This is a genomic window from Antarctobacter heliothermus (assembly GCF_002237555.1).
GTDB classification, from domain to species: Bacteria; Pseudomonadota; Alphaproteobacteria; order Rhodobacterales; family Rhodobacteraceae; genus Antarctobacter; species Antarctobacter heliothermus_B.
The window spans coordinates 2,531,301-2,558,001 of sequence record NZ_CP022540.1; the positions used below are offsets into that span (position 1 = coordinate 2,531,301).

At 62.9% G+C, this 26,701-nt stretch carries 26 protein-coding genes; 16 read left to right on the forward strand and 10 right to left on the reverse strand.

What is annotated here, in order from left to right; translation table 11 throughout:
* Position 1 precedes the first annotated feature (1 nt).
* Genes ANTHELSMS3_RS12100 through ANTHELSMS3_RS12110 form a run of 3 tightly spaced genes read left to right on the forward strand, consistent with a single transcriptional unit; the run spans position 2 to position 3,152 of the window.
* A complete protein-coding gene (locus ANTHELSMS3_RS12100; RefSeq protein WP_094037089.1) occupies positions 2–1,507 on the forward strand; it encodes a tripartite tricarboxylate transporter permease in 1,506 nt (501 codons plus the stop codon).
* Positions 1,507–2,856: an acyclic terpene utilization AtuA family protein gene (locus tag ANTHELSMS3_RS12105; protein ID WP_094035081.1), complete on the forward strand. Its 1,350-nt coding sequence runs from the start codon at positions 1,507–1,509 to the stop codon at positions 2,854–2,856. Before ANTHELSMS3_RS12100 ends, ANTHELSMS3_RS12105 begins: the two co-directional genes overlap by 1 nt.
* Positions 2,853–3,152, forward strand: a complete 300-nt coding sequence (locus tag ANTHELSMS3_RS12110) for a DUF4387 family protein (RefSeq protein ID WP_094035082.1) — start codon at positions 2,853–2,855, stop codon at positions 3,150–3,152. Before ANTHELSMS3_RS12105 ends, ANTHELSMS3_RS12110 begins: the two co-directional genes overlap by 4 nt.
* A gap of 190 nt (positions 3,153–3,342) precedes the next feature.
* Here the strand turns inward: ANTHELSMS3_RS12110 and ANTHELSMS3_RS12115 are convergent, their stop codons facing one another.
* Entirely contained in the window at positions 3,343–4,482 is a 1,140-nt protein-coding gene (locus ANTHELSMS3_RS12115) for a Hint domain-containing protein (RefSeq protein WP_094035083.1), read from the reverse strand.
* A gap of 179 nt (positions 4,483–4,661) precedes the next feature.
* Between ANTHELSMS3_RS12115 and ANTHELSMS3_RS12120 the strand changes: the two genes are divergently transcribed.
* From ANTHELSMS3_RS12120 to ANTHELSMS3_RS12155, 9 genes are all read left to right on the forward strand, one after another.
* Positions 4,662–5,801: a Gfo/Idh/MocA family protein gene (locus ANTHELSMS3_RS12120; protein ID WP_094035084.1), complete on the forward strand. Its 1,140-nt coding sequence runs from the start codon at positions 4,662–4,664 to the stop codon at positions 5,799–5,801.
* Between the two features lie 26 nt (positions 5,802–5,827).
* Positions 5,828–6,385, forward strand: coding sequence for a hypothetical protein (locus tag ANTHELSMS3_RS26340; protein ID WP_302630571.1), 558 nt, complete (start codon positions 5,828–5,830; stop codon positions 6,383–6,385).
* A 15-nt stretch (positions 6,386–6,400) separates the two neighbouring features.
* Positions 6,401–7,054: an enolase C-terminal domain-like protein gene (locus tag ANTHELSMS3_RS26345; protein WP_302630572.1), complete on the forward strand. Its 654-nt coding sequence runs from the start codon at positions 6,401–6,403 to the stop codon at positions 7,052–7,054.
* 362 nt (positions 7,055–7,416) lie between these two features.
* On the forward strand, positions 7,417–7,731 hold the full coding sequence (locus tag ANTHELSMS3_RS12130; RefSeq protein WP_094035085.1) for a hypothetical protein: 315 nt from the start codon (positions 7,417–7,419) through the stop codon (positions 7,729–7,731).
* Positions 7,732–7,988: 257 nt separating this feature from the next.
* Positions 7,989–8,876 carry a LysR family transcriptional regulator gene (locus ANTHELSMS3_RS12135; RefSeq protein WP_094035086.1) on the forward strand — a complete coding sequence of 296 codons (888 nt, stop codon included), beginning with the start codon at positions 7,989–7,991 and terminating at the stop codon, positions 8,874–8,876.
* A gap of 136 nt (positions 8,877–9,012) precedes the next feature.
* Positions 9,013–10,008 carry a hypothetical protein gene (locus ANTHELSMS3_RS12140; protein WP_157733491.1) on the forward strand — a complete coding sequence of 332 codons (996 nt, stop codon included), beginning with the start codon at positions 9,013–9,015 and terminating at the stop codon, positions 10,006–10,008.
* A gap of 132 nt (positions 10,009–10,140) precedes the next feature.
* Positions 10,141–10,761: an NAD(P)H:quinone oxidoreductase gene (gene wrbA / locus ANTHELSMS3_RS12145; RefSeq protein ID WP_094035088.1), complete on the forward strand. Its 621-nt coding sequence runs from the start codon at positions 10,141–10,143 to the stop codon at positions 10,759–10,761.
* Positions 10,761–10,904 (forward strand): DUF1127 domain-containing protein, encoded by a 144-nt coding sequence (locus tag ANTHELSMS3_RS12150; RefSeq protein ID WP_094035089.1) that lies wholly within the window; start codon positions 10,761–10,763, stop codon positions 10,902–10,904. Before wrbA ends, ANTHELSMS3_RS12150 begins: the two co-directional genes overlap by 1 nt.
* Before the next feature lie 18 nt (positions 10,905–10,922).
* Positions 10,923–11,831 carry an EamA family transporter gene (locus tag ANTHELSMS3_RS12155; RefSeq protein ID WP_094035090.1) on the forward strand — a complete coding sequence of 303 codons (909 nt, stop codon included), beginning with the start codon at positions 10,923–10,925 and terminating at the stop codon, positions 11,829–11,831.
* Here ANTHELSMS3_RS12155 and ANTHELSMS3_RS12160 read toward each other — a convergent pair.
* From ANTHELSMS3_RS12160 to ANTHELSMS3_RS12175, 4 genes are read right to left on the reverse strand one after another with little or no spacing between them, the layout of a single operon-like run.
* Positions 11,818–13,062 carry an NAD(P)/FAD-dependent oxidoreductase gene (locus ANTHELSMS3_RS12160; protein ID WP_094035091.1) on the reverse strand — a complete coding sequence of 415 codons (1,245 nt, stop codon included), beginning with the start codon at positions 13,060–13,062 and terminating at the stop codon, positions 11,818–11,820. The genes ANTHELSMS3_RS12155 and ANTHELSMS3_RS12160 overlap by 14 nt on opposite strands.
* A 31-nt stretch (positions 13,063–13,093) precedes the next feature.
* Positions 13,094–13,873 carry a maleate cis-trans isomerase family protein gene (locus ANTHELSMS3_RS12165; protein ID WP_094035092.1) on the reverse strand — a complete coding sequence of 260 codons (780 nt, stop codon included), beginning with the start codon at positions 13,871–13,873 and terminating at the stop codon, positions 13,094–13,096.
* A complete protein-coding gene (locus ANTHELSMS3_RS12170; protein WP_094035093.1) occupies positions 13,870–15,036 on the reverse strand; it encodes a M24 family metallopeptidase in 1,167 nt (388 codons plus the stop codon). Before ANTHELSMS3_RS12170 ends, ANTHELSMS3_RS12165 begins: the two co-directional genes overlap by 4 nt.
* The gene (locus ANTHELSMS3_RS12175) at positions 15,029–16,063 is read right to left on the reverse strand and encodes a pyridoxal-phosphate dependent enzyme (protein ID WP_254694726.1); all 1,035 of its coding nucleotides are present in this window, start codon (positions 16,061–16,063) and stop codon (positions 15,029–15,031) included. The genes ANTHELSMS3_RS12170 and ANTHELSMS3_RS12175 overlap by 8 nt, the downstream gene beginning before the upstream one ends.
* 404 nt (positions 16,064–16,467) lie before the next feature.
* Between ANTHELSMS3_RS12175 and araD the strand changes: the two genes are divergently transcribed.
* The 4 genes from araD to ANTHELSMS3_RS12195 all read left to right on the forward strand — a co-directional run bounded on the left by araD (position 16,468) and on the right by ANTHELSMS3_RS12195 (position 21,861).
* On the forward strand, positions 16,468–18,201 hold the full coding sequence (gene araD, locus ANTHELSMS3_RS12180; RefSeq protein WP_094035095.1) for an L-arabinonate dehydratase: 1,734 nt from the start codon (positions 16,468–16,470) through the stop codon (positions 18,199–18,201).
* Between the two features lie 106 nt (positions 18,202–18,307).
* Complete coding sequence (locus ANTHELSMS3_RS12185) at positions 18,308–19,207, forward strand: dihydrodipicolinate synthase family protein (RefSeq protein ID WP_094035096.1); 900 nt, start codon at positions 18,308–18,310, stop codon at positions 19,205–19,207.
* A gap of 124 nt (positions 19,208–19,331) precedes the next feature.
* A complete protein-coding gene (locus tag ANTHELSMS3_RS12190) occupies positions 19,332–20,057 on the forward strand; it encodes a ribonuclease activity regulator RraA (protein ID WP_198319798.1) in 726 nt (241 codons plus the stop codon).
* 283 nt (positions 20,058–20,340) lie between these two features.
* The gene (locus ANTHELSMS3_RS12195) at positions 20,341–21,861 is read left to right on the forward strand and encodes an aldehyde dehydrogenase (NADP(+)) (protein ID WP_094035097.1); all 1,521 of its coding nucleotides are present in this window, start codon (positions 20,341–20,343) and stop codon (positions 21,859–21,861) included.
* Positions 21,862–21,958: 97 nt separating this feature from the next.
* Here the strand turns inward: ANTHELSMS3_RS12195 and ANTHELSMS3_RS12200 are convergent, their stop codons facing one another.
* From ANTHELSMS3_RS12200 to ANTHELSMS3_RS12220, 5 genes are all read right to left on the reverse strand, one after another.
* Complete coding sequence (locus ANTHELSMS3_RS12200; RefSeq protein ID WP_094035098.1) at positions 21,959–22,762, reverse strand: methyltransferase domain-containing protein; 804 nt, start codon at positions 22,760–22,762, stop codon at positions 21,959–21,961.
* A 64-nt stretch (positions 22,763–22,826) separates the two neighbouring features.
* Entirely contained in the window at positions 22,827–23,819 is a 993-nt protein-coding gene (locus ANTHELSMS3_RS12205) for an ABC transporter ATP-binding protein (protein ID WP_094035099.1), read from the reverse strand.
* Positions 23,816–24,769: an ABC transporter ATP-binding protein gene (locus ANTHELSMS3_RS12210; RefSeq protein ID WP_094035100.1), complete on the reverse strand. Its 954-nt coding sequence runs from the start codon at positions 24,767–24,769 to the stop codon at positions 23,816–23,818. Before ANTHELSMS3_RS12210 ends, ANTHELSMS3_RS12205 begins: the two co-directional genes overlap by 4 nt.
* Positions 24,766–25,701, reverse strand: a complete 936-nt coding sequence (locus ANTHELSMS3_RS12215) for an ABC transporter permease (protein WP_254694727.1) — start codon at positions 25,699–25,701, stop codon at positions 24,766–24,768. The genes ANTHELSMS3_RS12210 and ANTHELSMS3_RS12215 overlap by 4 nt, the downstream gene beginning before the upstream one ends.
* On the reverse strand, positions 25,698–26,627 hold the full coding sequence (locus ANTHELSMS3_RS12220) for an ABC transporter permease subunit (protein ID WP_094035101.1): 930 nt from the start codon (positions 26,625–26,627) through the stop codon (positions 25,698–25,700). The genes ANTHELSMS3_RS12215 and ANTHELSMS3_RS12220 overlap by 4 nt, the downstream gene beginning before the upstream one ends.
* Between the last annotated feature and the right edge of the window lie 74 nt (positions 26,628–26,701).

Genomic DNA, 26,701 nt, shown 5'->3' on the forward strand with positions numbered 1-26,701 from the left:
CATGGACCTGTTTGCGAACCTCGCGATCGGCTTTGGCATCGCGCTAAGCCCGTTCACCCTGATGCTGGCCGTCTTTGGCTGTTTCATCGGCACGATCATCGGCGCGCTGCCGGGCCTTGGCCCGTCAAACGGCGTGGCGATCCTGATACCGTTGACCTTTTCGATGGGGCTGGACGCGACCAGCGCGCTGGTGCTGATGACGGCCGTTTACTACGGCGCGATGTATGGCGGGCGGATCAGTTCCATCCTGCTGAACATTCCGGGCGATGAACCGGCGCTGATGACCACACTGGACGGCTATCCCATGGCCAAGGCAGGCCGGGCGGGTGATGCGCTGGTGATCTCTGGCGTGGCCTCGTTCACGGGCGCATTTTTGTCGACCATCGGCCTGATGTTGCTGGCTCCCCTGTTGGCTCGGATCGCGTTTCAGTTTGGACCGGCGGAATACTTTGCACTTTACCTGCTGGCCTTTGCCACGCTGGGCGGGATTGCCTCGAACAATCAGGCCAAGGCGGCGATTGCGTCGTGTATCGGTCTGGGGATCGCGATGGTCGGGGTGGACAACAACTCTGGCATGCCGCGTCTGACTTTTGGCAACATGCACCTGTTTGACGGGATCGATTTCCTTGTCGCCATCGTGGGCCTGTTCGCCATCGCCGAGGTGTTCTTTTTCATCGAGAGCCACGGCAAGAACACCTCGATCGGGGTCAAGCTGGACAAGGTCACCGTGCCGTGGCACGACATCTGGGACACCAAATGGACGCAGCTGCGCAGTTCCTTGATCGGGTTTGTCGCCGGGGTGCTGCCGGGGGCAGGGGCTTCGCTGGGGTCGTTCCTGGCCTATATGTCGGAAAAATCCATTGCTGGGGAAAAGGGCAAGTTTGGCACTGGCGTCGCGCGGGGCGTCGCCGCCCCCGAGGCGGGTAACAACGCCGCCGCGGGCGGCGCGTTGGTGCCTATGTTGACGCTGGGCGTGCCCGGATCGGGCACCACCGCCGTTCTGCTGGCGCTGCTGATGACGTTGAACATCACCCCCGGCCCGACGTTGTTCACCGAACGGCCCGAGGTGGTCTGGGGCCTGATCGCCTCTCTGCTGATCGCCAACTTCGTTCTGCTGCTGATGAACGTCCCGATGGTCAAGATCTTCGTAAAAATCCTTAGCGTTCCGCCTTGGGTTTTGCTGCCCGGTGTGACGATGATTTCTTTCGTGGGCATCTATTCGCTGTCGGGGTCGTACTTTGACTTGCTGCTGATGGTAGGCTTTGGCGCGCTGGGCTGGGTGCTGCGCAAACTGGACGTGCCCACGGTGCCGATCATCCTTGGCATCCTGCTGGGCGGTCATATGGAGGACAGCCTGCGCCGCGCAATGGTGTTGTCGGATGGTGACTGGACCTATCTGTTCAGCTCAGGCATCGCCATTTCGCTCTGGGTTGTCGCCGTGGCCGGGTTCGTCGCGCCGATGTTCCTACGGGGACTGATGAAAAAACCGCAAAGGATCACAGATTGATGATCAAAGTTCTCATCCCGTCCGGTGCTTTGGGGTTGGGGTACGACCGTGCCGCGCTGGCCCGTGGTATTGCCGCCAAGCCCGACATTATCGCCATTGACGGCGGATCGACTGACAGCGGGCCGCACTACCTTGGAACAGGCACCTCCAAGTATTCACGCGGTTCGACCAAGGCCGAGTGGCGCGAATTGATGGCCGCACGGGCAGAGGCGGGCGTGCCGCTGATTATTGGCACGGCAGGCACCTGTGGTGCGGATGATGCTGTCGACTGGCTGGTCGAGATCACCCGCGAGATCGCCGCCGAAACTGGTGCGTCGCTGAAGTTGGCGGTGCTGAAAAGCGGTCAGACGCCCGAGGCTATGTCAGACGCGTTTGAGGCGGGGCGCATCACGCCTCTGGCTGCGGCCCCCGAGATCACTGCGCAGACCTTTCGTGACTGCACAAACATCGTGGCACTGGCCGGGGCGGAGCAGATTCAGGCGGCACTGGACACGGGCGCGGATATCGTCATTGCCGGTCGCACCACAGATACGGCGATCATCTCGGCCCTGCCGCTTGCGCGCGGCTGTCACGCGGGCGGCGCGTGGCACGGTGCCAAGATCGGCGAATGCGGCGCACTGGCCACCACCAGCCCCAATTCCGGCACCATCCTGATCGAGTTTGACGAAACCGGGTTCACCATGACCCCAATGGGCGCAGAGGCGCGCGCCACGCCCCACACTGTGTCTGCCCATATGCTGTACGAAAATTCAGACCCCTATATTCTGTATGAACCCGGCGGGCATCTGGATGTGCGCGGGGCCACCTATACGGCTCTGGACGATAGGCGGGTGCGGGTCGAGGGCAGTGAATGGGTACCCTCCGACACCTACACCGTAAAACTGGAAGGCGCGCGCCTTGCCGGGTTCCAGACCGTCTCTCTCGCGCTGGTGCGTGATCCGCATTATGTGGCCCATGTCCGCGAATGGTGTGATGATATTCACGCCAAATGCAGCGCCAAGGCCCAGGAGCGTGTCGGCGGAGAGTTTACATTGGAACTGCGCCTGATCGGTGTGGATGCCACCCTTGGTCCGCTAGACAGCGAACCCGCGGTCGGCAGTGAGGTTGGCGTGCTGGGAATTGTGACCGCCCCCACAGAGGCGCAAAGCCGCGAGGTGGCCAAGATGCTGAACCCCTACCTGCTGCACCACCCGCTGACCGAACAGGAAGAAATGCCGACTTTCGCCTTTCCCTTTTCGCCGGCTGAAATGTCGCGCGGAGCGATCTACGAATTTTGTCTGAACCATGTGCTGGTTTTGGATGATCCGATGGCGGCCTTCACTTTGACCACGCAGGAGTTGGGCGCATGAGCAGGCTTGTCGATCTGGCCCCCAAGGTGCGGTCCAAGAATGCCGGCCCGTTCTGGCTGACGGTCGATGTGTTTTGCGGCACACCAGAGGTTTTTGCCCTCGTATCTGGCGGGCTGGACACCGAACGCGTTGCCAAGGCATTCCAGACCGACCCGGGCGTGATAAAACGGTTCGATATTCCAGACCTGAATGTCGTCAAGTTCAGCCTGCCGCGCCCCGAAATCCAGGGAACCATCTTTGATCGAGACATGCATGGCGCCTCGTTCGCGCAAATCCTTAGTGATCTTGACGTCTGACAGGCAAAGGGGGGGGCGGGACGATTGGCCGTTCCGGCAATGATTCTTTGGTCCCGGCCAAGGCGCGGTTTACCTGTTGGGCGTCATTGCTGAAGAATTGAACCGTCTCAGGTCGGCACTTGTCGCGCTACTTTCCTGCACTGCCCAGCGATGAGCAACGTGAAAGGCTGATCTGCGGGGTAGCTTGGGGCTAAAGCCGGAGATCGGGTCTATGTTGTTTCGATGGCATGGGACCGGCCAGTTTAGCCCTATATCCATCCGCCGAACGAACGACATCTCGTCTCTTTGATTTCTGCTTCATGCGCAGTTTCTTTCGGTTGCGCTGTGCCTCTATCCGCCGACGGACAGGACCGACACCCAGACATTTTCGGGCCGCATGTCCATTTAACGGTTTCTTTTGGGGATGGATGTTGCCGAACAACTGGATCACTTGCGCCCTTTCGTTTTGGGTCAATGATTGCAGCGCCATCGGCCCTAGCAACAGCGACTCTGAGATGCAGCCGTTCGCAACAACCACCTCGTGATGGGCGCAGGCGAAATGAACCCATGTGATTTCCCGTTTTCCATTCATGAAACGAATGCCTGGTAAACCCGTCAGTGCCTTGGCCGGGGCGAGGCATTCGCGCCCGAAAACCGTTTCGACCTGACCGTGCCCGCCGACAAGGATACGGTGCATCGGCGAGACGATCAGATCCCGGGTCGGGCGGTTGTTGCCCAATGCGCCGGCGCCAATCAGTACCGGCTTTGACTGAAGGTCGGCATCCCCAAGCGGTTGATCGCCAACGTGCGTCCACAGAATTTCTTGCGGGCCGTGGTCCAGCGTAAGCACAAAATCGCCCGCGCGCAGGGTTTCCACCAAACGCGGACCATCGGGCGTTTCGATCATTGTTCCCTTGCCGTAACAGGCAAATTGAAAGTCATCGCCGTCCTGATTGGAGGTCCAGAATCCGGGTTGATTGTAAGTGTCTCCGCCATTGCTGTGGTACCAGGACTCTAGATCGACGGACGGTGTCCAGACAATGTGAGCGATCGCGCCCGTAGCGCTGTTCGTCCCTTCGAACACAATGATTCCCTGTTCGGAACCAAGGTAGTCAGACCGGATGACTACCGCATCTTCGATGGCGCCGCCGCCATCGCCTTCCCATTTGAGATCATAGGTCTCACCGGTTTCAAAGGTGTTAGGATCTAAATCACCTTCGTTAGAGGTGATGGTAAGGTTCGATGTATTGCTGGGCGCTCCGTCAAACCGGCTCCAATCTGAATTGTAGTTCAGATTTGCGCCGCTTGCCGTGGCAAATTCATTGTCGCTTGCGGTGTAGGTTGATGGCATTGCCGAGACTCCAGGATCGGCACCTAGTCTGGTGGAAAATGTTTTGGATTCGGTAAAACTCCGACTTTGCCACGTCCGCGCTGATGTCGCGTTTGGCACAGCGCTCTGGTTGCCAACGGGATAAGCCTAATCTAGTATGCCAGATTGGGATACTAGTAATCCACATCGGCGAGAGGCACATGGACCGTAAACTGAAAGTCTTGATATCCGGCACTGGTTTCGCGGGACAGGGTCATGCAGACGCGTTTCGGGCGGCAGGGGCCGAGGTGGTCGGGATCGTGGGCCGGACAGAGCAAGTCACCCGTGACGTGGCTGAAAAGATGTCCATCGCCCATTTTGGCACTGATTGGGCAGCGGCGCTGGAGACCTGCAAACCAGACATCGTTTCCATCGCCACACCGGGCGGGGCGCATTTCGATCCGATCCGACAGGCCATCGAAGCCGGCTGTCACGTCTTTTGCGACAAGCCGATGACCGATAACGCCGATACGGCGGTCCAGCTGTTCAAACTGGCGCAGGACAAGGGCGTCAAGACGGCCTATGCCGCCAGCTTTCGCTATACGCCCAGCGTCCTGCATGCGCGGCATCTGGTGACGTCTGGCGTCATTGGCGAACCTACCGAGATCGAATGTATCTCACACTTTAATCTAGAACGTGAAATTCCCTTTGGCTGGTCCCATCGCAAGAAGGACGGCGGTGGGCGGCTCAACAACAACTTTACCCACACACTGTCCATCGTGGCCTCAGTCGTCGGTGACAAGATCCTGTCGATCAGCGGCGACGTGCGCTACGATCTTGGCCGCGCGCCCATTGTTGACGGAGTGCACAACTTTGCCACGCGGCGCGATTTCATTCCGAAAGACCTGAACGACCCCGCGCTGAAATGGGGGCAAAGCGATGTGGAATGGTCCTATACCGTGCTGGCGCGGATCAAGAGCCCGTTGGCGGAAAACCCGGTGTCGGTGCTGTTCAAACATGGCGTTCTGGTGCCGCGGTTCAGCGACGATCACATTGTGTTTTACGGCACCAAGGGCGCGATCTACCTCAAAGGCCACTATGGCAGCGGCCAGTTGTACCTGTACGGCGCGGACAGGACATGGACCGCTTTGCCGGTGCCGCCGGAGATTGCCAAGACCGTTCCGGACGTCAAAGGCGAGACGGAACAATGCTGGCACTATCTGGCGCGGGAATTTGTGCGCGACATCCAAGGGGCCACGGTTGCGCCCTATCCGACCTTCAGGGAAGGCTGCCAATACCAGCAGATCATCGGCCTGATCCGCAAGAATGACGCCTGGTCCGACGTGTCCCACCTGGCCTGATCGGCCCTGCCTCTGGAGATCATCGCATGAAGATCATTGATGCCAAAGTTTTTGTCGGCGGCCCCGCCAAGAACTATGTGACGCTGAAGATTATGACCGATCAGGGCGTTTACGGTCTGGGCGACGCGACGCTGAACAATCGCGAAACTCTGCCTGCCAAGTATCTTCAGGATTACCTTATTCCCAACCTGATCGGGATGGACCCGCGCAACAGCGAGGACATCTGGCAGATGTTCTATCGCGGGGCCTATTTCCGGCGCGGCCCCATTGCGATGGCTGCATATGGTGCCATCGACATGGCGCTGTGGGACATCAAGGGCAAGCTGGCGAACATGCCGCTTTACCAGCTGTTCGGAGGTAAGAGCCGCGAGGGCGCGCTGGTTTACGGTCACGCCACTGGAACAAATCTAGAAGACCTCATGGACAGCATCGCCCACTATGTCGAACAAGGCTACAGGGCTGTGCGGGTGCAATGCGGCATTCCGGGCATGCCGACCGCCAGTTACGCGGTTCCGGAAACCCAAGGCGAAAGCAAACATTACATCAGCGATTTCAGCGGCATTCGTCCCAAGGTCGAGATTTAGGACACCGGACGCTACATGCGATATATGCCGGGCGCGCTGGCCGAGATCCGCGCCCGTTTCGGCCCGGATCTGAAGATCCTACACGACGTCCATCACCGCTTGACGCCACGCGAAGCCGCCGAATTTGCCAAGGCGGTCGAACCCGTGGGCCTGTTCTGGTTGGAGGATCCGACACTAGCCGAAGATCAGGATGCGCTGCGCCTGTTGCGACAACATTCCACTGTGCCGATTGCCATCGGAGAGGTGTTCAACTCGATCTACGATTGCAACAAGCTGATCGAGAATGAGTTGATCGATTTCATCCGCGTTGCCGTCACCTATGCGGGCGGCATCACCCCGGTGAAACGCATCGTCGATCCGGCCGGGCTGCACCATGTGCGCACGGGGTTCCACGGCGCGCCCAGCCATTCGCCGCTGTGCATGGCGGCGCAGGCGCATCTGAACGCTTGGGCGCCGAACTTTGGCATTCAGGAGTATCTGGTGCTGGGCACGCCGGAATGCGACGCGCTGTTCCCGGCTGATCACCGGATGGAAAACGGCATGGTCCATGTCAGCGATGCGCCCGGTCTGGGCGTCGATTTCGATGAGAAAGAGGTCGAGCGATACGAATATCAGCCCGGCAGCCACCCGATTGTCCGTCTGGAAGACGGGACCATGTGGAATTACTGATCCAATCCGCCTTGTCTGGCTCACTGCGCAATGCCCGGTGTACCTGAGAGGTCCGGTGATGCACACCTGTCGCGGCAATCGCAAAACATTTTCCCCGCGTGCCGTTGTTCCGTACACACCTTAGTCAAAACCAAGGCAGGGGGGATGCGACTGCCCGTATGGGTGCAAAACACCGCAGCACAGGTCGCGCATGACGCCATGGCCAAAGCCAAGAATATCCGTTCGACCAGCTGCGCTCGGACTACCTCAGTTGCTACGGTCACAAGGCCCTGCACACGCCCCACATCGACCGGCTGGCGGAAACGCTCCGGGACTCCGCGATTTGCGAATACGACAATTCCGCTTCGCCGGTGGCAGCGCAGATGAACGCCTCTGTGCGCGATGCCGTCATGCTCTGCGCGATCGACAAAAAGCGGAAGCTGATCCATTTCGAGGGCGGCTTTCGCCCACTGCTGTACGATTTGCAGACCGGCCCGTTGGAACTGGTCGATCTGGAGGCGCGGACGGATCACGCCGAGATCATCGCCGACAAGTATCACAAGCTTTTCACATGGACCCGGCGACAATCGCAACGCACCACACGCAGCGAGGCGCAACTGGTCGAATTGCAGACCAAATCAGGGCGGCGCGGTATCGTTCTGGGGGGTACGATGGGAATGACACCCCACTTGAACTGACCATCCACGACCGAGGCCGCCAAGCAACGAATATGAAGGCGGGCCCGAAGGACGGATGTCAGGACACTCCGGGACACTCGGTAGTGGTCCGGGTCGGGCGATCCTGAGACGCAGCAGCTCTGCCAAGACGGGGCAGATGTCGACTCCGAAATCGGCGACATGCTGGTCTCTTGCGGCCTTGGCATCCTGACGGGATATGGCATTCTGCACGGCGTTGTCATCGACGCGGGGCCACGGCCCGCAAGCGGAGCGCCGGAATGGACAAGCTGTCGGTCATGAATGCCTATTGCCGCATTGTCGAACGCGGCAGCCTTGTCCGGGCGGCAGAGGATCTGGGCGTGTCCTCAGCCCTGCTGAGCCGTGAACTCAAACTGCTGGAAGAAAGCCTTGGCTGCCTACTGCTGACACGGACTACGCGGGCGATGTCGCTGACCGATCAGGGTCGACACTATTACGAAGAGGCAAGCGCGCTCTTGCAGGCCGTGAATGAGGTCGAGGATCGCATTCGCGCGGGCACGGGCAGCGTGCGGGGGCATCTCAGGATCAATGTGCCGGCGTCGTTCGGACAGATGGTGATTGCGCCGATGCTGCCGGGGTTCTTGGACCGGTTTCCGGATCTGCGGATCACCATGTCGCTGGACGACCGGGTGGTGGATATGGTCGAGGGCGGGTTTGATCTGTCGATCCGCATTCGCCCGACCCTGCCGGATTCGGCACTGATCGTGCGGCGCATCGGCCACGTCCGGCAGCGGATATTTGGCGCACCTGCTTATCTCGACCGGGCCGGGACGCCGCAGGCGCCGCAGGATCTGACCCGGCACCGGGTGCTGGGGTTTCTGATGGCGGACCATTTGACCCGCTGGACCGTGACCGGTCCTGACGGCACGGTGCCGGTTGACATTGACCCTGCGGTTCGCGTCGGAAGCAGCCTTGTGCTGCGCGATCTGCTGATTGCCGGACAGGGGATTGGCACACTGCCGAATTTTGTGTCTGACGTGCCAGAAGGGCGCGGCGATCTGGTGCGGGTTCTGCCCGACCATGAATTGCCGGGGCCAGAGATCTTTGCCGTTACCGCGTCACGCCTTGGTATGGACGCACGGGTAAATGCCTTTTTAGAGCATTTGCAAAAGGCGCTGGGCAGCTGAGACGGCGCATCGCGTGTGAACTGCTGGATTGATCCGCGTCGCGGCCCTTGCCGTTCCAAGAGATCAGGGGACGGCACTGGCGGGTTGGGCGATCTTTGCCTAAGACTACCCAAACGTATACCCAAGGAGTGCGCCCATGTCCCCCTCAGTCCGCCCCGCCGCCATGGCCGATCTGGACGTTCTGACTGATCTGCTGATGCGTGATGCAGAGCAAAGGCAGATGACGGACCCCGACTTGTGGACGCTCAAGGCGGATGCCCGCGCCCAAATCTCCGCTGCGATCGAGCAGGCGATGGAAAGTGAAAACCCGCCGTTCCGGCAACGATGGCTATTGGCTGAGGCAGGTGGGGCGGTGGTCGGGGTGATCCATAACATCCTGTTGCCGGTGCCGCCGATCTACGCAGGGGACTTTGGTGCGCCGGGATTGATCATGGAAGACAGCTTTGTGTCCGACAGCGCGCCGGATGACACGCGGGCAATCCTGTTCGCGGCGGCAGAGGACGACTTGATAGAGGCGGGCGCCAAGGTTCTCGTGGCCTCGTCCATCGTCGACGGGCCATGGGCGTCGGTTCAGACGGATCGGAACTATGCCCCCCTGACACTGTATCTGGCGCGTACGGGTCTGCGCACGCAGGCAGCGGCGGCGTCTGTGCGCAAGGCCACAGAGGCGGATGTGCCCGCCATCGTAGGGCTGAGCGCCGAACACCGGCAAATCCTGTTGGATCTGAATGTCTTCTGGAAACCCCATCCCGATGCGGATGCCCGGTTTGGCAGTTGGATGGCCCGCAGCCTGACCTTGCCAGATCGCGACATGTTTGTGGCCGCCCCGGAGGGAGAGGTTGAGGGATATGTGATCTCACAGCCCGCCACCGCCCTGCATTTCCCGCCCGCCCATGACATTGCCGCAACCGGGTTCATCGACGATTTCCACCACGAGGATTTGCAAGATCCGGATCACATCGAGGGGGCCGGCAAGGGCGCGCATGATCTTTTCGCGGCCGCAGAGGCGGCGCTGGCCCAACGGCAGAACGATGCTGCGCTTGTGGTGTGCCCGGCGGCCTGGCGGTCCAAGAAGGCGATGCTGGAGGCGGCCGGGTACGAAACCGCACTCGTCTGGCGCATCAAGCGCTAGGCAACGCCCGAATCCCGTGGTGGCCCCGCATTCTTCAATCTGCGTAAAGAATGACTTGCAAACGGGCGGGTTATTCCCGGCCCGCGTCTGACCGATCTTCTGCGCATCGCAATCCTACGCAGGAGAAACATCATGACCCGCATTCTTATTCTCTACTATTCCAGCTACGGCCACGTCCGCGATCTTGCCCGCGCCGAGGCCGAAGGCGCGCTGAGTGTGCCCGGCACCACCGTCGACATTCGACGCGTGGCAGAGACGGTCCCCGGGGCGGTGCGCCGCTCTGCCGGCTATGTCCCGGACATGACGCCGGTTGCCGCGCCGGCGGACATGGCCAACTATGACGGCATTCTCTTTGGGACGCCCACCCGGTTCGGCATGATGGCGGCACAGATGAAGCAATTCCTTGATCAGGCAGGCGGCTTGTGGGCGCGCAATTCGCTGGTCGGCAAGGTTGCGGGGGTCTTTGCCTCGACCGGGTCACAGCACGGCGGGCATGAGGCGGTTCTGTTGTCGGCGCATATCCCGTTGATGCATTTCGGAATGTTGATCGCCGGTCTGCCCTACAGTTTCGCCGGACAAACCTCGGCCGAGGGCATTCATGGCGGCACCCCCTATGGCGCGGGGACCATCGCCGGGGCGGACGGGTCGTTGCAGCCGACCGCGACGGATCTGGACGGCGCGCGCTTTCAGGGGGCGCATGTGGCGCGGATCGCAGCCCGCATGGCATCCGGCGCGGTAGAGGAGGCGGCGTGATGCCCTTGTTCAGTCGCGACAGCCCGCCGTCGTCCCGGATCGCCCGCAGACACCTGCACGGCATGTCCGATCACATGTTACGCGATATCGGGCTGGACCCAGTTGCGGTTTCCCCGCGCATCCTGCATGCGCGCCTGTGGTGACCAGAGAAGAGAACTGACATGACCCGTACCACCGATATCCTTGTTACGGCGCTTGCCCCGACCATCTGGGGCAGCACCTATCTGGTCACGACAGAGGCATTGCCGCCCGATCATCCCGTGACCCTTGCCATGCTGCGCGCCTTGCCTGCGGGGCTGTTGCTGTTGGCCCTGACCCGCCGATTACCACCGCGCGCATGGCTGGGCCGAACCTTTGTGCTGGGCACGTTGAACTTCGGGCTGTTCTGGGTGTTGCTCTTTGTGGCGGCCTACCGACTGCCCGGGGGTGTGGCAGCGACGCTGGGATCGTTTCAGGCGATGATGGTGATCGCCATGGCGCGCGGCTGGCTGGGCACCCCGATCAGGGCAGGGGCGGTTGCGGCGGCGGGTTGTGGCATCGTAGGTGTGGCGCTGCTGTTGTTGGGGCCAGAGGCTAGCCTTGACCCGCTGGGGGTTGCCGCCGGGCTGGGCGGTGCGGCGTCGATGGCGGCGGGCACAGTACTGAGCCGCAAATGGCAACCGCCCGTTCCCCCGCTCAGCTATACCGCGTGGCAGTTGACGGCCGGGGGACTGATCCTTGTGCCGCTGGCCCTGCTGCTGGAACCCCCGTTGCCGCCGCTGAGTATGCTGAACGTTGCCGGGCTTGCGTGGCTGGGCCTGATCGGCGCGGCAGCAACCTATTGGCTGTGGTTCCGTGGCATTGCGCGGCTAGAGCCGGGCGCCGTGTCGATGCTGGGCATGATGAGCCCGGTGACGGCGGTTCTGCTGGGCTGGCTCTGGCTGGGACAGGCGTTGACCCCGGTGCAGATCGCGGGTGCGGTGATTGTGTTGGGGTCGGTTCTGGCGGGACAGATCGCCAACCGCCCCGCCGCGGTGCGAGTGCGGACTACGCCTCCGCTTGCCGGTGCGGCTGACCTTAGAAACGGGTGATGCGGTAGGGGTGCAGGTCTACCACCGGGGGCTCACTGTCGATTAACTGTCCCATCAGTTTTGCCGTGGTGGCCGCAAGCGTCAAGCCCAGATGTCCGTGGCCCGTGGCGTAAAACACGCCCGGGGTTTTGGATGAGGCTGACAGGATCGGTACCGTGTCGGGCAGGGCAGGGCGATGGCCCATCCATTCCGTGGCCTCCGTCACGCACAGGTTCGGCAGGGCGGTTTGCGCATGTTTCACTGTAATCCTTGCGCGTCGCCAGTCGGGCGGCGTGTTCAGTCCAGCCATTTCCACGGTGCCGCCGACACGAATGCCGCCTGCGGTGGGTGTCACCATAAAGGCGCGGGCGGGCCAGATCAGCGCGTGGTCCAGATGCAATCCGGGGACCATGATCTGGGTGTGATAGCCGCGCTCTGTTTCCAGCGGGATCGGTTCCCCAAGCCAGCGCGCCAACCCGGCGGTGAAAACCCCTGCACACAGCACGACGGTTCCGGCCTCCAGCGCGCGGCCATCCGCCAACCGAACAGCAGTTATACGGTCGGCACGGTCAAAGCCCGCGACTTCGGCCCGCAGGATCGTTCCGCCAAGCGCCTCGAACCGGGTAACGATCCGGGTGACATAGCGGTGCGGGTCTTTCAATGATCGGTTGTCGGGAAGGATCACCGCCTGTTGAATGTCGTCTGAGATCTCTGGCACCAGCTCCCGCAGAGCGGTTTGTCCTATCACCTCATGGGCAAAACCGAACCGTTCAAGGATCTCGATATGATCGCCGTCGGCGCGGAACGCGGCGTCATCCTGATAAAGCGCAAGGCATCCGGTGTCCGAAAGGTCATCCTCGGAACCCAACTCGCGCAACAAGGCCTGCGTATCGCCAAGCGCGCGCTCACACAGCGCAGCACCCGCCGCCTCCAGCCGCCGCAGGGTTGCGGGGCGTGATGCCATCAGGAACCGCCAGAACCATGGTGCCAGCCGGGGCATGTGACTCTTGCGCACCGCAATCGGCCCTTCGGGATCTAGCAGCCAACCGGGCATCTGACGCCAGACCGAAGGGCGCGAGGCGGGCATGAATTCTGTCACCGCGATTGACGCCATATTCCCGAACGACGCGCCGCATCCCGGTGCGTCACGGTCGATCAGCGTCACGTCATGGCCGCGTTTTTGCAAGTCCAGCGCGATGGCCGCACCGATCACCCCGGCCCCGATCACAAGCGTTGGTTTGGTCGTCGTCACGTCGGTGGTCCTTGAAGTGGGGGCGGGTTGGTCACGCCGCAGGCAGCGCCGCCCCTGCAGATCGATTATCAGCAGAGTCGACTGGGCCAAGCGAGCCAATTGGGATGTCTGGCAGTCCTGCGGCGCGTGCCATGGCCCATGCCAGCGCAAGGTTGCTGCCAAAGACCGGCACCCTCAGTTCCTGTTCCAGTGGTCTGATCACGTCCAATGTCCTGAGGTTGGTGCAGGAAAGAAAGATCCCGTCAATGTCGCCGTGGCGGGCCACCTCGCGCGCGGCGGCGATCACGCTGTCGGGGGTGATGCGCGCCACGTTCGCCTCGACCTCTTCGCCGAAATGGACGGCGCGGGTGACGTGCAGCCCGTCTGTTTCAAAGGCGTCACTGACCGGCTGCGCCACGTCGGCGCGATAAGGCGAAACCAGCCCCAGCCTGCGGATACAAAGATGCGCACAGACTGCCCGTGCCGCACTAAGGGGATCGCAAACGGCGTCGGTCTTGCAGCCCGATTGGACCAGTTCCGCCACCCGGTCGACCCCGATCAGCGTTGTCCCGGATGTGCAACCATAGCCGACCGCCCCATAGCGCGTTGCCTGCGGCAACATCGATGCGGCCTCTGGCAGGTCCAGCGCCATTTGGGCGATCATCGCGGGCGTGACGGCAGCCCCGGCGCGCACGCGGCTGACGTAGATCCGAACTGGGGTGCCCCGGAAAAGTCGCAGGATATCGCCCTCAATCGTTTCGTCCGTTTGCAGGACGATCAGACCCAATGCGGGACCGCCGGTGTCTGACAACGTATAGGGAAAGCTGCTCATATCTCGATCTCCGGCAGGTCACAGGGTGCGCGTGGGGACAACAGCTCTGGCCCGTCGGCGCGCAGGACAATGTTTTCTTCATGCACCATGATCTTGCCCGGTCCGATTTCGACCGCCGGTTCCAGTGTCAGCACCATGTTTTCGCGCAGTTCGGTCGAGTCTCGGTCCGTGAAAGAGGGCCATTCGGTCAGCGTCACACCCAGACCATGCCCCAGCCGACCGCTGCAGGGCGTGGCCCCTTGCGCGCGCAGGCTTGTCGTCAAAAGCTGGTGCGCATCACGCGCGGTCATGCCGGGGCGCAGATCTGTCAGCGCCCGATCCGTCGCCGCATATAGCGCGTCTTGCGCGCGGCGGGCGGCGTCAGGCGGCGGGCCGATGGCAAAATTGCGATCAAAGTCGCAGAAATACCCGGCCTTCACCGCGCCGGTGTCCAACATCAGAATATCGCCCCGTTGCAGCGGGACTGATGCCGCCGGAGAGATCACATCGCCGTAACCGCCCGGACCCGCGCCGCCCGCCGTATAGCTGACCCAATCCGCGCCCGCCTCTAGCAAGGCGGCCTGAAAGTGCCGGAACACACTGTCCAGTCGCCGGTCGGTGGCGACGATGGTCGGCACGGCGTCAAAGGCGCGCCCGGCGATGGTACAGATCGTTCGGATCGCCGCGATTTCCTGTTCAGACTTAATCTCACGCACCCGCTGCACCGTGTCGGTGGCGTCGACAAAGGCGCGCGGGGCAAGGGCTGTGGCCAGGTGCAGATAGTCACCCAGCGGCATCCGCAAGCTGGTTTCCAATCCCATCGGCATGCCGATACGGCCTTGTTCAGGGACAAGTTCCGCAAGCGTGTCAGTCAACAGTCCGACGCCGTCGTCCTGTGGATCCGGGGCGGGCCAAGTGCGGATTTCGCCGGTGTGGCACGCTGCCATCAGATGCGCGCCGATTTCGGGGATCACCGCCACCGGTGCGCCGGTTTGCGGCAGGATCACGAACCACGGTCGCGCGGGGCTTTCCCAGAACCGGGTCAGAAAACCCGTGGTGTAGAAAACATCTGCCGAAGAGGTTAGCAACAGCGCGTCCTGCCCGGCGTTTGCCATGCGTGCCTGCAGCGCCTCCCACCGGCGGGCGTATTCGCCCGCGCCGAAACCGGGGCGCGCGTCAGCCATCTTCGGGGCCTTCGCTGAGGATGGCCAGGACGCGCGCGTCCGCGCCGACCCCCGGCAATCCCGCGATCAACGCGGCCAGACCGGCACCGCCGGACGGCGTGGTGGCAAACCCGTATCGGTCCAACAGGGCGACACCGTCGCGGGCCTCATCCTCTGTGATTGTCACAAAGGTATCGGCGTCCCGCGACAGACCTGCCAGCGCGATCATCGAAGGCGTCTTGCAGTCCAACCGGCCCATGCAAGAGATGGGGCCGGACGTGGTGATGGGGCGGCCCGCACGAATGCTGCCAATCAGGGCAGGGGCAGCATCAGGTTCCACGACAAGGATCTGCGGATCGTCGCCCCAGACCTTGCGGAAATGCGCGGCCAATGCGGCGGCCATACCGCCCACGCCCGCCTGCAACAGGATGTGCGTGGGTGGGGTGGGCATCTGTTCGACGGCCTCAGCCGCCAGTTGCAAATATCCCTCCATCACCGCCAGCGGGGCGTCGGTGTAGTCCTCCCATGAGCTGTCCGACAACAGCGTCCAGCCGTTGTTATCGGCGGCTCTTTGCGCGGCCTTCATGCTGTCCTCATAGGTGGCGCCTGCGCGCACGACTTCTGCCCCCTTGGAGCGCAGGCGATTGGCAAAGGCCTCTGGCACTGTGTCAGCAAGATAGATCACCGCCCGCGCGCCAAAGGTCGCCGCCCCTGCGGCCACGGACAGCCCGTGATTGCCTGCACTGGCGGCGACATAGGTGCGCCCGTTTGCCGAGGGCGGGTCCACCCTGCTAACATCGCGCGCGATCACATAGGCCGCACCAAGCGCCTTGAAGCTGCCCAGCCCCATACGCCCGCTTTCGTCTTTTATGCGCAGATCAGCCAAACCGCAGACCTGCGCTAGATCCGGCGCGGTGCGCAGCGGGGTCACGCCATGTTTCGGACAGCCAGAGAGCAAGGCCGCGACAGGCGTAGGGTCATCCTTGGGCAGGGACCAATCGGAAAGAAGGCCGGTGCCCCGGAACGGATTGGCAAAACTCTTTGGCACGGGCGGCCTCCGGCAATGATGTGTCACCCTGCCAAGCGTAGGCGCATTCGAAATGGGGCGCAAACCACGCAACCGGCAGGCTTGGGAGAAATTCGACGTTTGCCTCACATGCGCTGTCTTTTCATATGGGCGTCGTTGGCATGTGGCGGTCTGCCTGTCGGATTTGTCTGGGAAACAGGATTGCATTGCAAATTAGACTAGTATACCAGTTTGGTGATTGCTACTCCGGTCCTGACAGACTCTTGTGGCAGGCTGCGTATAGGGGGAGGCAGGCGGTGGAGTTTTGCACATGGCGATGGGCAAATGGCGGTTGGCACGCGACCACGCCGGGCAGCCACCCGTGTTTGAACAGTCTCCTAGCCTGATGTTCATGTTTTCGCAGCCTATATCTTGAGGGGATTGAGATGTGTGTTAAGAGACCTGAAGATCTTCGTTCCGCGCGTTGGTTTGCGCCGGATGATTTGCGCAGCATGGGTCATCGGAGCCGTGCGATGCAGATGGGGTGGTCTGCGGATGACTGGGAGGGCAAGCCGGTTGTCGCGGTGATCAACACCTGGTCGGATCTGTCGCCGTGCCACCATCACCTGCGCGACCGGGCCGAGTGGGTCAAGCGCGGCATCCTGAAGGCGGGGGGCACGCCGGTCGAGATGCCGGTGCATTCGTTTTCCGAACAGTTCCTGAAGCCGACCTCGATGCTGTATCGCAACATGGGCGCGCTGGAGGTCGAAGAGACGCTGCGCAGCCATCCCATCGACGGGGCGGTGCTGCTGGGGGGCTGCGACAAATCCACTCCGGCGCTGGTCATGGGTGCGGTCAGCATGAACCTTCCGTTCATCTTCATGCCGGCAGGGGCCATGCTGCGCGGCAATTACGCGGGGGAAAAGCTGGGCTCGGGGACCGACGTCTGGAAGTACTGGGATGAGCGCCGCGCGGGCAATATCACCAAGGACCAGTGGGACGGCGTGCAGGGCGGCATCGCGCGCAGCTATGGCACCTGCATGACCATGGGCACCGCCAGCACGCTGATGTCGATTGCCGACGGCTGGGGGCTGACGCTGCCCGGCGCCTCATCGATCCCGGCGCCGGATGCGGGGCACAAACGCATGGCTGCCGCCTGTGGCGCGCGCGCGGTCGAGATGGTCTGGGAGGACATGACGCCGGACAAGATCATGACCTGGGAAAGCACGCGCAACGCGGTCACCGTGGCCATGGCGACGGGCTGTTCGACCAATGCGATCATCCACCTGATCGCGATGGCGCGGCGCGCAGGCGTCGACCTGACGCTGGATCACCTCGACGAGATCGGCCACACCACGCCGGTGCTGGCCAATATCCGACCCTCGGGCAAGGACTACCTGATGGAGGATTTCTATTACGCGGGCGGCCTGCCGGCACTGATGAAAGAGCTGGGCGACAAGCTGGACCTGTCGGTGATGACGGTGAACGGCCAGACCATGGGCGACAACATCGCAGAGGCGGTGAACTACAACGACGATGTGATCCGGCCGCTGTCCAACCCGGTGTACCAGCAGGGGTCGCTGGCGGTGCTCAAGGGCAATCTGGCCCCCGATGGCGCGGTGATCAAACCCGCCGCCATGGACCCCAGGTTCCAGACCCACAAAGGCCCGGCGATTGTCGCCGACAGCTATGCCGAGCTGAAGACGATCATCAACGACGAAGATTATCCGATGACACCGGACCACGTTCTGGTGCTGCGCAATGCCGGGCCGCTGGGCGGGCCGGGGATGCCGGAATGGGGCATGATCCCGATGCCCAAGGCGCTGCTCAAGGACGGCCACCGCGACATGGTGCGGCTGTCGGATGCGCGCATGTCGGGCACATCCTACGGTGCCTGCGTCCTGCATGTGGCCCCCGAGGCCTATATCGGCGGCCCACTGGCGCTGATCCAGACCGGCGACATCATCGAGATGGACATCCCCAACCGGACGCTCAACGTCGTGCTGACGGACGCAGAACTGGAGGCGCGCCGCGCCGCCTGGACAGCGCCCGCCCCACGGTTTGAGCGCGGCTATGGCCAGATGTTCAGCAAACATGTGGAACAGGCGGACAAGGGCTGCGACTTTGACTTTCTGCGCAGCGATTTTGGCGGCCCCGTGCCGGAACCGGAGATCAATTGATGGCTGTGACGAACACCGCCCCTGACCTGATCCGGAACCTGATCCGGGGCCTGCACCTTTCCCGCCGGGAGGTCCCGGGACAGGCCCGGGACGCGGGGCTTCTGACATGAGCGCTCTCGCCAAGGCGCTGACCGGCGTGTCCGGCATCCTTGTCACGCCGTTTGACACGGCGGGCGAGATCGCGCCGGACCTGCAAAAGCCACTGGTCGACCGCGCCATTGCCGCAGGCGTGCATGTGCTGACCGCCAATGGCAACACCGGCGAGTTCTACGGGCTGACGCTGGACGAGGCCTGCGCCATGGTTGCGGCCAGCGGCACGCATATCGCGGGCCGCGTGCCGCTGGTGGCGGGCGTCGGACGCGGGGTGCGCGACGCGCAGACCCTGGCCGAGGCGTCGCGCGCGGCGGGGGCAACTGCGCTGATGATCCACCAGCCGCCCGACCCCTTTGTCGCGCCGCGCGGCGTCATCGCCTATGTGCAGGCGGTGCGCGAGGCCGGACAGGGGTTGCCGCTGATCCTCTACCTGCGCAACGATGCCATCGGGACTGATGCCATCGCCGCGCTGTGCCGCGTCGAGGGCGTGGTGGGGGTCAAATGGGCCACGCCCAACCCCATGCGGCTGAAGGCCGCCATGGCCGCCGCCCCCGATCACATCACCTGGACCGGCGGTCTGGCCGAGGTCTGGGCGCCGACGCTCTACGCCGTTGGTGCGCGCGGCTTTACCAGCGGGCTGATCAATGTCTGGCCAGAACGGTCGGTGGCGATCAACACCGCACTGGAGGCGGGAGACTACGCCCGCGCCCGCGCGCTGATCGCCGACATGCAGGTGTTTGAGGATATCCGCGCCGAGGAACAGGGCGGGGCCAATGTGCCCGGCGTCAAGGCGGCGCTGGCGCTGATGGGCGAGGACTGCGGCGTGGCGCGCCCGCCCGCCGCCTGGCCGCTGACCGACGACCAGATGATGCGCCTGCGCGGCTTCATGGCCGGCAACGGACTGCTGGCATGAGCCGCCCGCTGCGACACAGGCGGGACCAGGCGGCGGTCGAGCCGTCTGAACCGCGTTTCGAACCGCGTTCGAAGAGTTTTTGCCAAAGCCTGTCGAACGCAGATGTCACCCGAAGGAACCAGAGATGACCGATCACCCCCTGACCCCCGACACCAAGGCCAAGCTGGAACAGGTCTCTGTCGCCACGCTGGCCACCGCGCTGTACAAGCGCGGGCTACGCCATCAGGCGATCCAGGACGTGCGCCCGGTGGCCGCCAAGGGCCGCAACATGGTCGGCCCCGCCTTTACCCTGCGCTACATGCCTGCCCGCGAGGACCGCAACCAACTGGTCGAGTTCCGCAACCCCGAACACCCCCAGCGCGTCGCCATCGAGACCTGCCCGCCGGGCCATGTGCTGGTCATGGACAGCCGCAAATCGGCCACCGCCGCCAGCGCCGGCGACATCCTGATCACCCGCCTGATGATGCGCGGCGGCGCTGGTGTGGTCACCGATGGCGGCTTTCGCGACGCGATGAACATCGGCGAACTGGAGATGCCAGCCTATCACAGCCGCCCCTCCAGCCCGACCAATCTGACCACCAACGAGGCCATCGACATCAATGTCCCCATCGGTTGCGGCGACGCGCCGGTGTTTCCGGGTGACATCGTGGTGGGCGACGACGACAGCGTCATCATCCTGCCCGCGCATCTGGCCGCAGAGATCGCCGACGAGGCGATCGAGATGACCGCCTATGAGGATTTTGCCCTGGAGCAGGTCAAGAACGGCGCGGCCATCATCGGGCTGTATCCCGCCACGCAGGAGGAGAACCTGGAAAAGTTCGCCGCCTGGCGCAAAACAAACGGCCGCTGATGCCCTGACGGCCCCGCGCCAGTGCTGCGCAGGGGCCCGTCACGCGGCGCGGCACGGGTCTCTGGTGCGGATCTTTGGCGCCGTTCTTTGGCGTCATGCGGTTTTGGAGGCCGGATGCGTTTTGTCTCCGACCGCCCAAATGCGCCCGCCGCCCAGCCCGCCGCCCGCCGGATCACGACAGACCGGATCACGTCAGACCTGACCAGACCACAAACAGCCCGACCACACCGGGCAAGACGACAAAGGGCCAGACCACAACGGCCCGCCGACACAAGGATCGACCATGCCCGACACCTACACCCCTCACGGCAAGCACCTGATCGCAGGCGAGTGGGTCGCCAGCGCGGCGACCTTTGCCTCTGACCCGGCGCACGGCCCGTCCCATGCCTATGCCATCGGCACCCCCGAGCTGGTCGACCGCGCCTGCATCGCGGCAGAGGCGGCGTTCGAGAGCTATGGCCAGACCTCGCGCGCCGACCGCGCCGCATTCCTGCACGCCATCGCCGATGAGATCGAGGCCCGGGGCCCGCAGATCACCCAGATCGGCACCCAGGAAACCGGCCTGCCAGAGGCCCGTCTGAACGGCGAACGCGGCCGCACCACCGGCCAGCTACGCCTCTTCGCCGAGCATATCCTCAAGGGCGACTATCTGGACCGCCGCCACGACAAGGCCCTGCCGGACCGCGCCCCGCTGCCGCGTCCCGACCTCAAGATGGTGCAGCGCCCGATCGGCCCGGTCGCCGTCTTTGGCGCGTCGAACTTTCCGCTCGCCTTTTCCACCGCCGGCGGCGACACCGCCAGCGCGCTGGCCGCCGGATGCCCGGTGGTGGTCAAGGGCCATTCCGCCCATCCCGGCACCGGCGAGATCGTCGCCGAGGCCATTCACGCCGCCATCGCCACCTGCGGCATCCATCCCGGCACCTTCAGCCTGATCCAGGGCGGCAAACGCGATGTCGGCACCGCCCTTGTCCAGCACCCGCTGATCCGCGCCGTCGGCTTTACCGGCAGCCTCGGCGGCGGGCGGGCGTTGTTCGACCTTTGCGCCAGCCGCCCCGAACCGATCCCCTTCTTCGGCGAGCTGGGCAGCGTCAACCCGATGTTCATCCTGCCGCAGGCGACAGCGGCGCGCGGGGCGCAGATCGGCACGGACTGGGCGGCCTCCCTGACCATGGGGGCCGGACAGTTCTGCACCAACCCCGGCATCGCCGTGGTGGAAACCGGCCCACAGGGCGACGCCCTGGTCGCCGCCGCGGCCGAGGCGTTGAAGGGCGTTCAGACCCAATGCATGCTCACCGACGGTATCGCCGAGGCGTATAGAAACGGTAAACAGCGCTTTGACAGCCGCAATCCGGTGCGCCCGGTGCTGACCACCGACAGCGAGGGCCGCAACGCCGCCCCCAACCTCTATGAGACCGACGCCGCGCAGTACCTGCAGGATCACAGCCTTGGCGAAGAGGTCTTCGGCCCCCTCGGCCTGGTGGTGCGCGTTTCTGGCGCCGACGAGATGGAAACCCTCGCCCGCGGTTTTGAGGGGCAACTGACCTGCACGCTGCACATGGATACCGGCGACACCGACCTTGCCCGCCGCCTGATGCCGGTGCTGGAACGCAAGGCCGGCCGCCTGCTGGTCAACGGCTTTCCCACCGGCGTCGAGGTCAGCGACACAATGGTCCACGGCGGACCCTACCCCGCCTCCACCAACTTCGGCGCAACATCCGTCGGAACCATGGCCATCCGCAGGTTCCTAAGACCCGTATGCTATCAAAACTTCCCAGATGACCTGCTCCCCGTTGATCTCAGGTGAGACGGGGGGAATGACTATAGACAAAGGGGCTCGGCAGCCTGTTGCCGGGCCTTTTTCTGTTTCGGATCCTGATGTTCTTGGTAGGTGAACAGTCCTTCTAGCCCGGCTTTTGGGTTGTCGCACTGATGAACAGGATCGCCCCGTAGAAACTGCCATTTTCGGCCCGCCGCGCCGCTTCGGTGATGAACGCCTCTGACAGATCGAGCCCGCAGTCGCCCGCTTTGGCCGCTGCCGCGACGCCGCGTGCCATCAGCGATTTCATATACGCAGGGTTTTGGGTTTGGACAAAGCCATGTGCCTCCGTCCGGGACCTTTCAAAGCCAGCGTCTTCCATCATGCGTGGCAACCGACGCATGATATAGCCGTCATGTATCAAGTTGCGCTGGGTCGCAATCATGGCGGCCTGCAGAGGATCGCCATCAAACAGGGCGACGGTGTTGGTGGCATAATCCCCATCAAAGACCGCCAGCGTTCCGCCGGGTTTGAGGACGCGAAATGCTTCTGCCAAGGCCGCGCGCGGATCGGGGAGGTGGGAATAGACAGTATGGGCGACGACGACGTCATAGGCCGCATCTGGCTGCTCGGTCTTGACCGCAGTCCCGACTGTAAAATTTACAGCCGTCCGCCCGGCGAACCGTTTGCGTGCACGATCCAGTAGGCCCTCGGCTGGGTCGATTCCGGTCATTTCTGATGGGTCGATTGCCCGCAGAAGGAGGGCTGTGCTGGCACCATTGCCACAGCCGATCTCAAGCACCTTTGCGCCCGGTTTGGGGAGACGCCCCATGTAGCTGGCGCAGATCGCCTGCATTGCCGGGTCATTTGCCCGATCGTCCATAGAGGCGGCAATCGCCTCAAGGACGGAATCAGGTTGCGTGGAAATGCTCAGATACAGATCTGCCATCGCGCTCTCCTCAACCCGCGCAGTATAGCGCGAATTGAGGATTTCTGACAGCGTGGCGTCCTTGTCAGGCAGAGTGCTGCGCCTCTGTTTCCAACAGGCAGGCCACCTGGCGACCGTCGCGCGCCAACAGGGGGGGGCGGATGTTGGCGCAATCGGGAATGCGTTTCGGGCAACGGGACTGAAACAGGCAGCCTTGGGGCAGGTTCATCGGGCTGGGCAGATCGCCGGTCAAAAGCTGCGGCTGCGTGCGGACGCGCGGGTCCGGCACCGGCACCGCTGACAGCAATGCCTGCGTGTAGGGGTGGCGCGGATCGTGCACGAGGTCGCGCGCCGGGGCCATTTCCATCATCCCGCCCATGTACATGACCAGAATGTCGTCCGAGATGTGGCGCACCACGCCCAGATCATGGGCGACAAAAATCAGCGTCAGCCCCATCTCGCCCTGCAATTCCTTGAGCAGGTTGATCACCTGCGCCTGAATCGACACGTCCAGTGCCGAGACCGGTTCATCGCACAGCAGGATCTGCGGACGCGCAATCAGCGCCCGCGCGATGCCGATGCGTTGGCACTGACCGCCGGAAAATTCGTGCGGGAACCGGTTCATGTTGCGTTGCGGAATGCCGACACGGTCCAGCATCTCGACCACTTTTTGTCGCCGCTCCTTTGCCGAGAACTCGGGGCAGAAGTAGATCAGCGGTTCGGCCACGATCTCACGGATGGTCATGCGCGGGTTGAGCGAGGCCATCGGGTCCTGAAAGATCATCTGCATCCGACGGCGCAGGCGTTGCATCTCAGCGCGGCGTCGATAGTCGATCTCTTCGCCCTCCAGCGTGACGGTGCCGCTGTCGCGAGGCCCCAACCCCGCAATTGCGCGGATCAGGGTAGATTTGCCGCATCCGGATTCGCCGACCACGCCCAGCACCTTGCCGGGCATCAGGTCAAAGCTGACGCCGTTGACCGCATGCAGGCGACCGGGCGGCGACCACGGAAACCGCTTCCCCTGACGATGTGGGAAAGTGACGTGCAGATCGCGGACGGACAGGATCGGGGTGGTCATGTCAACTCCTCCACCGGGCGGATACAGGCGCGACCGTCCTGCATTGTCGGCAAGGTCCGGTGGCATTCGGGGATCGCATCGACGCAGCGCGGGGCAAAGGGGCAGGCGGTGGGCGCGCCGGTCTGGTTCGGCGGGCTGCCGGGGATCGCCGACAGTTCGGCGTCGTCGTCGGTGATCCGGGGCACAGCACGCAGCAGACCACGGGTATAGGGATGGCCGGGCGCGTCAAAGATCGACAGCGTCGGTGCAGCCTCCATCATGCGGCCACCGTATAGCACCATCGTGTCCTCACAGAACCCGGCGACCACTCCCAGATCATGGGTGATCAACAGAACGGCGGTGCCCATGTCGCGCTGGATGTCGTCCAGCAGCGCCATGATCTGCGCCTGAACGGTCACGTCCAGCGCAGTAGTCGGCTCATCCGCAAGGATCAGGCGCGGTTTGCAGATCAGCGCCATGGCGATCACGATCCGCTGCCGCATCCCGCCGGAAAACTCATGCGGATAGGCCTTGAGCCGGTTCTTGGCATCGGGGATTTTGACTGCGTCCATGACCTCTAGCGCGCGTTTGCGGGCGTCGCTGCGGCTGGCCCCCTCATGCAGTTCCACGACCTCGCCCAATTGGCGTTCGATGGTCATGTAGGGGTTGAGCGAACTCATCGGATCCTGAAAGATCAGAGCGATTTCCTTGGCGCGCAGGCGGTTCAGCTCTGCCGTGGGCAGGCCGATCAGGTTGCGCCCGTTGTACAGGATTTCTCCCTCGACCTCGGCGTTGCGGGCCAGCAAGCCCATGATGGCCATTGCGATCTGGCTTTTGCCCGATCCGCTTTCGCCGACCAGCGCCAGTTTCTGTCCCTGCGCCATGTCAAAGCTGACATCGTTGACCGCGTGGATTTTTCCGTCGCCGGAGCGGAAACGGATCTTGACGTTTCTTACGGACAGCAGGGTCATCGGCGATCCTTGGGGTCGAGGGCGTCGCGCAATCCGTCGCCGATGTAGTACAGAGACACCTGCGCGATCACGAAGAAGGCGGCGGGATATCCCAACTGCCAGAGCGTGCCGAATGTCATGGTTTTGGCCCCCTCGGAAATCAGCGCACCCCAGCTGGTGTTCGGTTCCTGAATGCCTACGCCAAGGAAGGACACAAGGCTTTCGGCCATGATGACCTCTGGGATGACGATCGACGTATAGATCACGATCACCCAGAGGATGTTGGGGGCAAGGTGTTTGAAGATGATGGCAAAATCGCTCATCCCCAGCATCCGGGCGGCATCGACGAATTCGCGGTTCTTCAGCATCATGACCTGACCACGCACGATCAGCAGACCGGCGGTCCAGTTCACAAGGATGATCACGATGATCATCTGCGTCAGCGAGCGACCAAAAAACGCCTGCCAGACGACAAAGAAGATGATGTAGGGGATGGAGATCCAGATCGTGTAGAAACCGACGATGATCTGGTCCAGCCGCCCGCCGAAATAGCCCGCCAGCGCGCCCAACGTGGCCCCCAGCAACACCGCCAGCGGCCCGGCAACGAAACCCACCATCAACGATGTGCGTGAGCCTTGGACGACGCGGGCAAACAGGTCTCGGCCCAATTCATCGACGCCAAAGTAGTGGCCGTTTTCCCAGTTCGGCCCGCCCTCTGTCTTGATCAGGCCCAACAGGTTCCAGTCGATTTCTTCATAGCTCCACTGCGCAAAGGCATGGCCAAAGATGGCAAACAGCAACAGTGCCAGCAACATGAAGATTGAGAACACGGCCAACCGGTGTCCGAAAAATCGGCGGCGTGCGTCGGCCCAGAAGGACCGCGAAACGATCATCTCTTCGGCGACGGTTTGAGCGAACTCTTGGGAATTCAGGCGTTTTTTGGCGTCTGTCACAGGTTGCTCCGCACCTTGGGGTCGATCCAGGCGTACATGAGGTCTAGCAATAGGTTCAGCGTGAAGGTCAGCAGGCTGTACAGCACCGCAAGACCCAGCAGCATCGCGTAGTCGCGGCTATAGGCCCCGTCGATAAAGTCCTGCCCGATCCCGCCGGTCGAAAAGAAGACGTCGATAAAGACCGATCCGGTGATCATGTAGACAAAGACCGGCCCCATGTAGGTCAGCGTTGGCAGCAGTGCCGGTTTCAGCGCATGTCGCCAGATAATGGTACGTTCGGGCAGGCCCTTGGACCGCGCAGTCAGGATAAAGGGCGCGTTTAACACCTCCAGCAAGGACCCCCGCGTCAGGCGCGCGACGCCGGCCATGTAGGATGTCCCCAGCGCGATGGCGGGCATGACGATGTATTCCCATTGCCCGCCGTTCCACCCGCCGCCGGGCAGTAATCCCCATGACAGGGTGAACAGCAGAACGAGGATCGGCGCGAGGACGAAGTTGGGAAAGATCTGGGAAAAGATGGCGAGGCCCGTCATCGTGTAATCCCAGAAACTGTTGTGCCGCAGCGCCGCGACGATCCCCAGCGGGATGCCCAGCACCAGCACAAAGACCGCCGACCAGAACCCATAGGTGAGCGTCACCGGAAACCCTTGGGCGATCACGTCGTTCACCGTCCGGTCCTTTTGGGCAAAGCTGGGGCCGAAATCGAAGTGGAAGACGATGTTCTTTATGTAGGTCCAGAGCTGGACATACAGCGGCTGATCCATCCCGTAGCGTTCCAGCACGTTCTGCATCACTGCGGGCGGCAGGGGCTTCTCAGAGGTGAATGGACCGCCGGGGGCCAGTCGCATCAGGTAAAAGGAAAAGATGATCAGCACCAACAAGGTCGGAACGACCGTCAGGATGCGGCGCAGGGTATAGTTGAACATGAAGGGTCCAGTGCAAAGGGCGTCGGGCGCGAAACCCCGTCCCGGGCCTGACCCGGGACCTTTTGCCAGCAGCA

What these genes read in the sequence shown, in the direction of transcription:
- ANTHELSMS3_RS12100 (WP_094037089.1), top strand. Translation starts at nt 2, where the DNA reads ATGGACCTGTTTGCGAACCTCGCGATCGGCTTTGGCATCGCGCTAAGC.
- ANTHELSMS3_RS12105 (WP_094035081.1), top strand. Translation starts at nt 1,507, where the DNA reads ATGATCAAAGTTCTCATCCCGTCCGGTGCTTTGGGGTTGGGGTACGAC.
- ANTHELSMS3_RS12110 (WP_094035082.1), top strand. Translation starts at nt 2,853, where the DNA reads ATGAGCAGGCTTGTCGATCTGGCCCCCAAGGTGCGGTCCAAGAATGCC.
- ANTHELSMS3_RS12115 (WP_094035083.1), bottom strand. Translation starts at nt 4,482, where the DNA reads ATGCCATCAACCTACACCGCAAGCGACAATGAATTTGCCACGGCAAGC.
- ANTHELSMS3_RS12120 (WP_094035084.1), top strand. Translation starts at nt 4,662, where the DNA reads ATGGACCGTAAACTGAAAGTCTTGATATCCGGCACTGGTTTCGCGGGA.
- ANTHELSMS3_RS26340 (WP_302630571.1), top strand. Translation starts at nt 5,828, where the DNA reads ATGAAGATCATTGATGCCAAAGTTTTTGTCGGCGGCCCCGCCAAGAAC.
- ANTHELSMS3_RS26345 (WP_302630572.1), top strand. Translation starts at nt 6,401, where the DNA reads ATGCGATATATGCCGGGCGCGCTGGCCGAGATCCGCGCCCGTTTCGGC.
- ANTHELSMS3_RS12130 (WP_094035085.1), top strand. Translation starts at nt 7,417, where the DNA reads ATGAACGCCTCTGTGCGCGATGCCGTCATGCTCTGCGCGATCGACAAA.
- ANTHELSMS3_RS12135 (WP_094035086.1), top strand. Translation starts at nt 7,989, where the DNA reads ATGGACAAGCTGTCGGTCATGAATGCCTATTGCCGCATTGTCGAACGC.
- ANTHELSMS3_RS12140 (WP_157733491.1), top strand. Translation starts at nt 9,013, where the DNA reads ATGTCCCCCTCAGTCCGCCCCGCCGCCATGGCCGATCTGGACGTTCTG.
- wrbA (WP_094035088.1), top strand. Translation starts at nt 10,141, where the DNA reads ATGACCCGCATTCTTATTCTCTACTATTCCAGCTACGGCCACGTCCGC.
- ANTHELSMS3_RS12150 (WP_094035089.1), top strand. Translation starts at nt 10,761, where the DNA reads ATGCCCTTGTTCAGTCGCGACAGCCCGCCGTCGTCCCGGATCGCCCGC.
- ANTHELSMS3_RS12155 (WP_094035090.1), top strand. Translation starts at nt 10,923, where the DNA reads ATGACCCGTACCACCGATATCCTTGTTACGGCGCTTGCCCCGACCATC.
- ANTHELSMS3_RS12165 (WP_094035092.1), bottom strand. Translation starts at nt 13,873, where the DNA reads ATGAGCAGCTTTCCCTATACGTTGTCAGACACCGGCGGTCCCGCATTG.
- ANTHELSMS3_RS12170 (WP_094035093.1), bottom strand. Translation starts at nt 15,036, where the DNA reads ATGGCTGACGCGCGCCCCGGTTTCGGCGCGGGCGAATACGCCCGCCGG.
- araD (WP_094035095.1), top strand. Translation starts at nt 16,468, where the DNA reads ATGTGTGTTAAGAGACCTGAAGATCTTCGTTCCGCGCGTTGGTTTGCG.
- ANTHELSMS3_RS12185 (WP_094035096.1), top strand. Translation starts at nt 18,308, where the DNA reads ATGAGCGCTCTCGCCAAGGCGCTGACCGGCGTGTCCGGCATCCTTGTC.
- ANTHELSMS3_RS12190 (WP_198319798.1), top strand. Translation starts at nt 19,332, where the DNA reads ATGACCGATCACCCCCTGACCCCCGACACCAAGGCCAAGCTGGAACAG.
- ANTHELSMS3_RS12195 (WP_094035097.1), top strand. Translation starts at nt 20,341, where the DNA reads ATGCCCGACACCTACACCCCTCACGGCAAGCACCTGATCGCAGGCGAG.
- ANTHELSMS3_RS12200 (WP_094035098.1), bottom strand. Translation starts at nt 22,762, where the DNA reads ATGGCAGATCTGTATCTGAGCATTTCCACGCAACCTGATTCCGTCCTT.
- ANTHELSMS3_RS12205 (WP_094035099.1), bottom strand. Translation starts at nt 23,819, where the DNA reads ATGACCACCCCGATCCTGTCCGTCCGCGATCTGCACGTCACTTTCCCA.
- ANTHELSMS3_RS12210 (WP_094035100.1), bottom strand. Translation starts at nt 24,769, where the DNA reads ATGACCCTGCTGTCCGTAAGAAACGTCAAGATCCGTTTCCGCTCCGGC.
- ANTHELSMS3_RS12220 (WP_094035101.1), bottom strand. Translation starts at nt 26,627, where the DNA reads ATGTTCAACTATACCCTGCGCCGCATCCTGACGGTCGTTCCGACCTTG.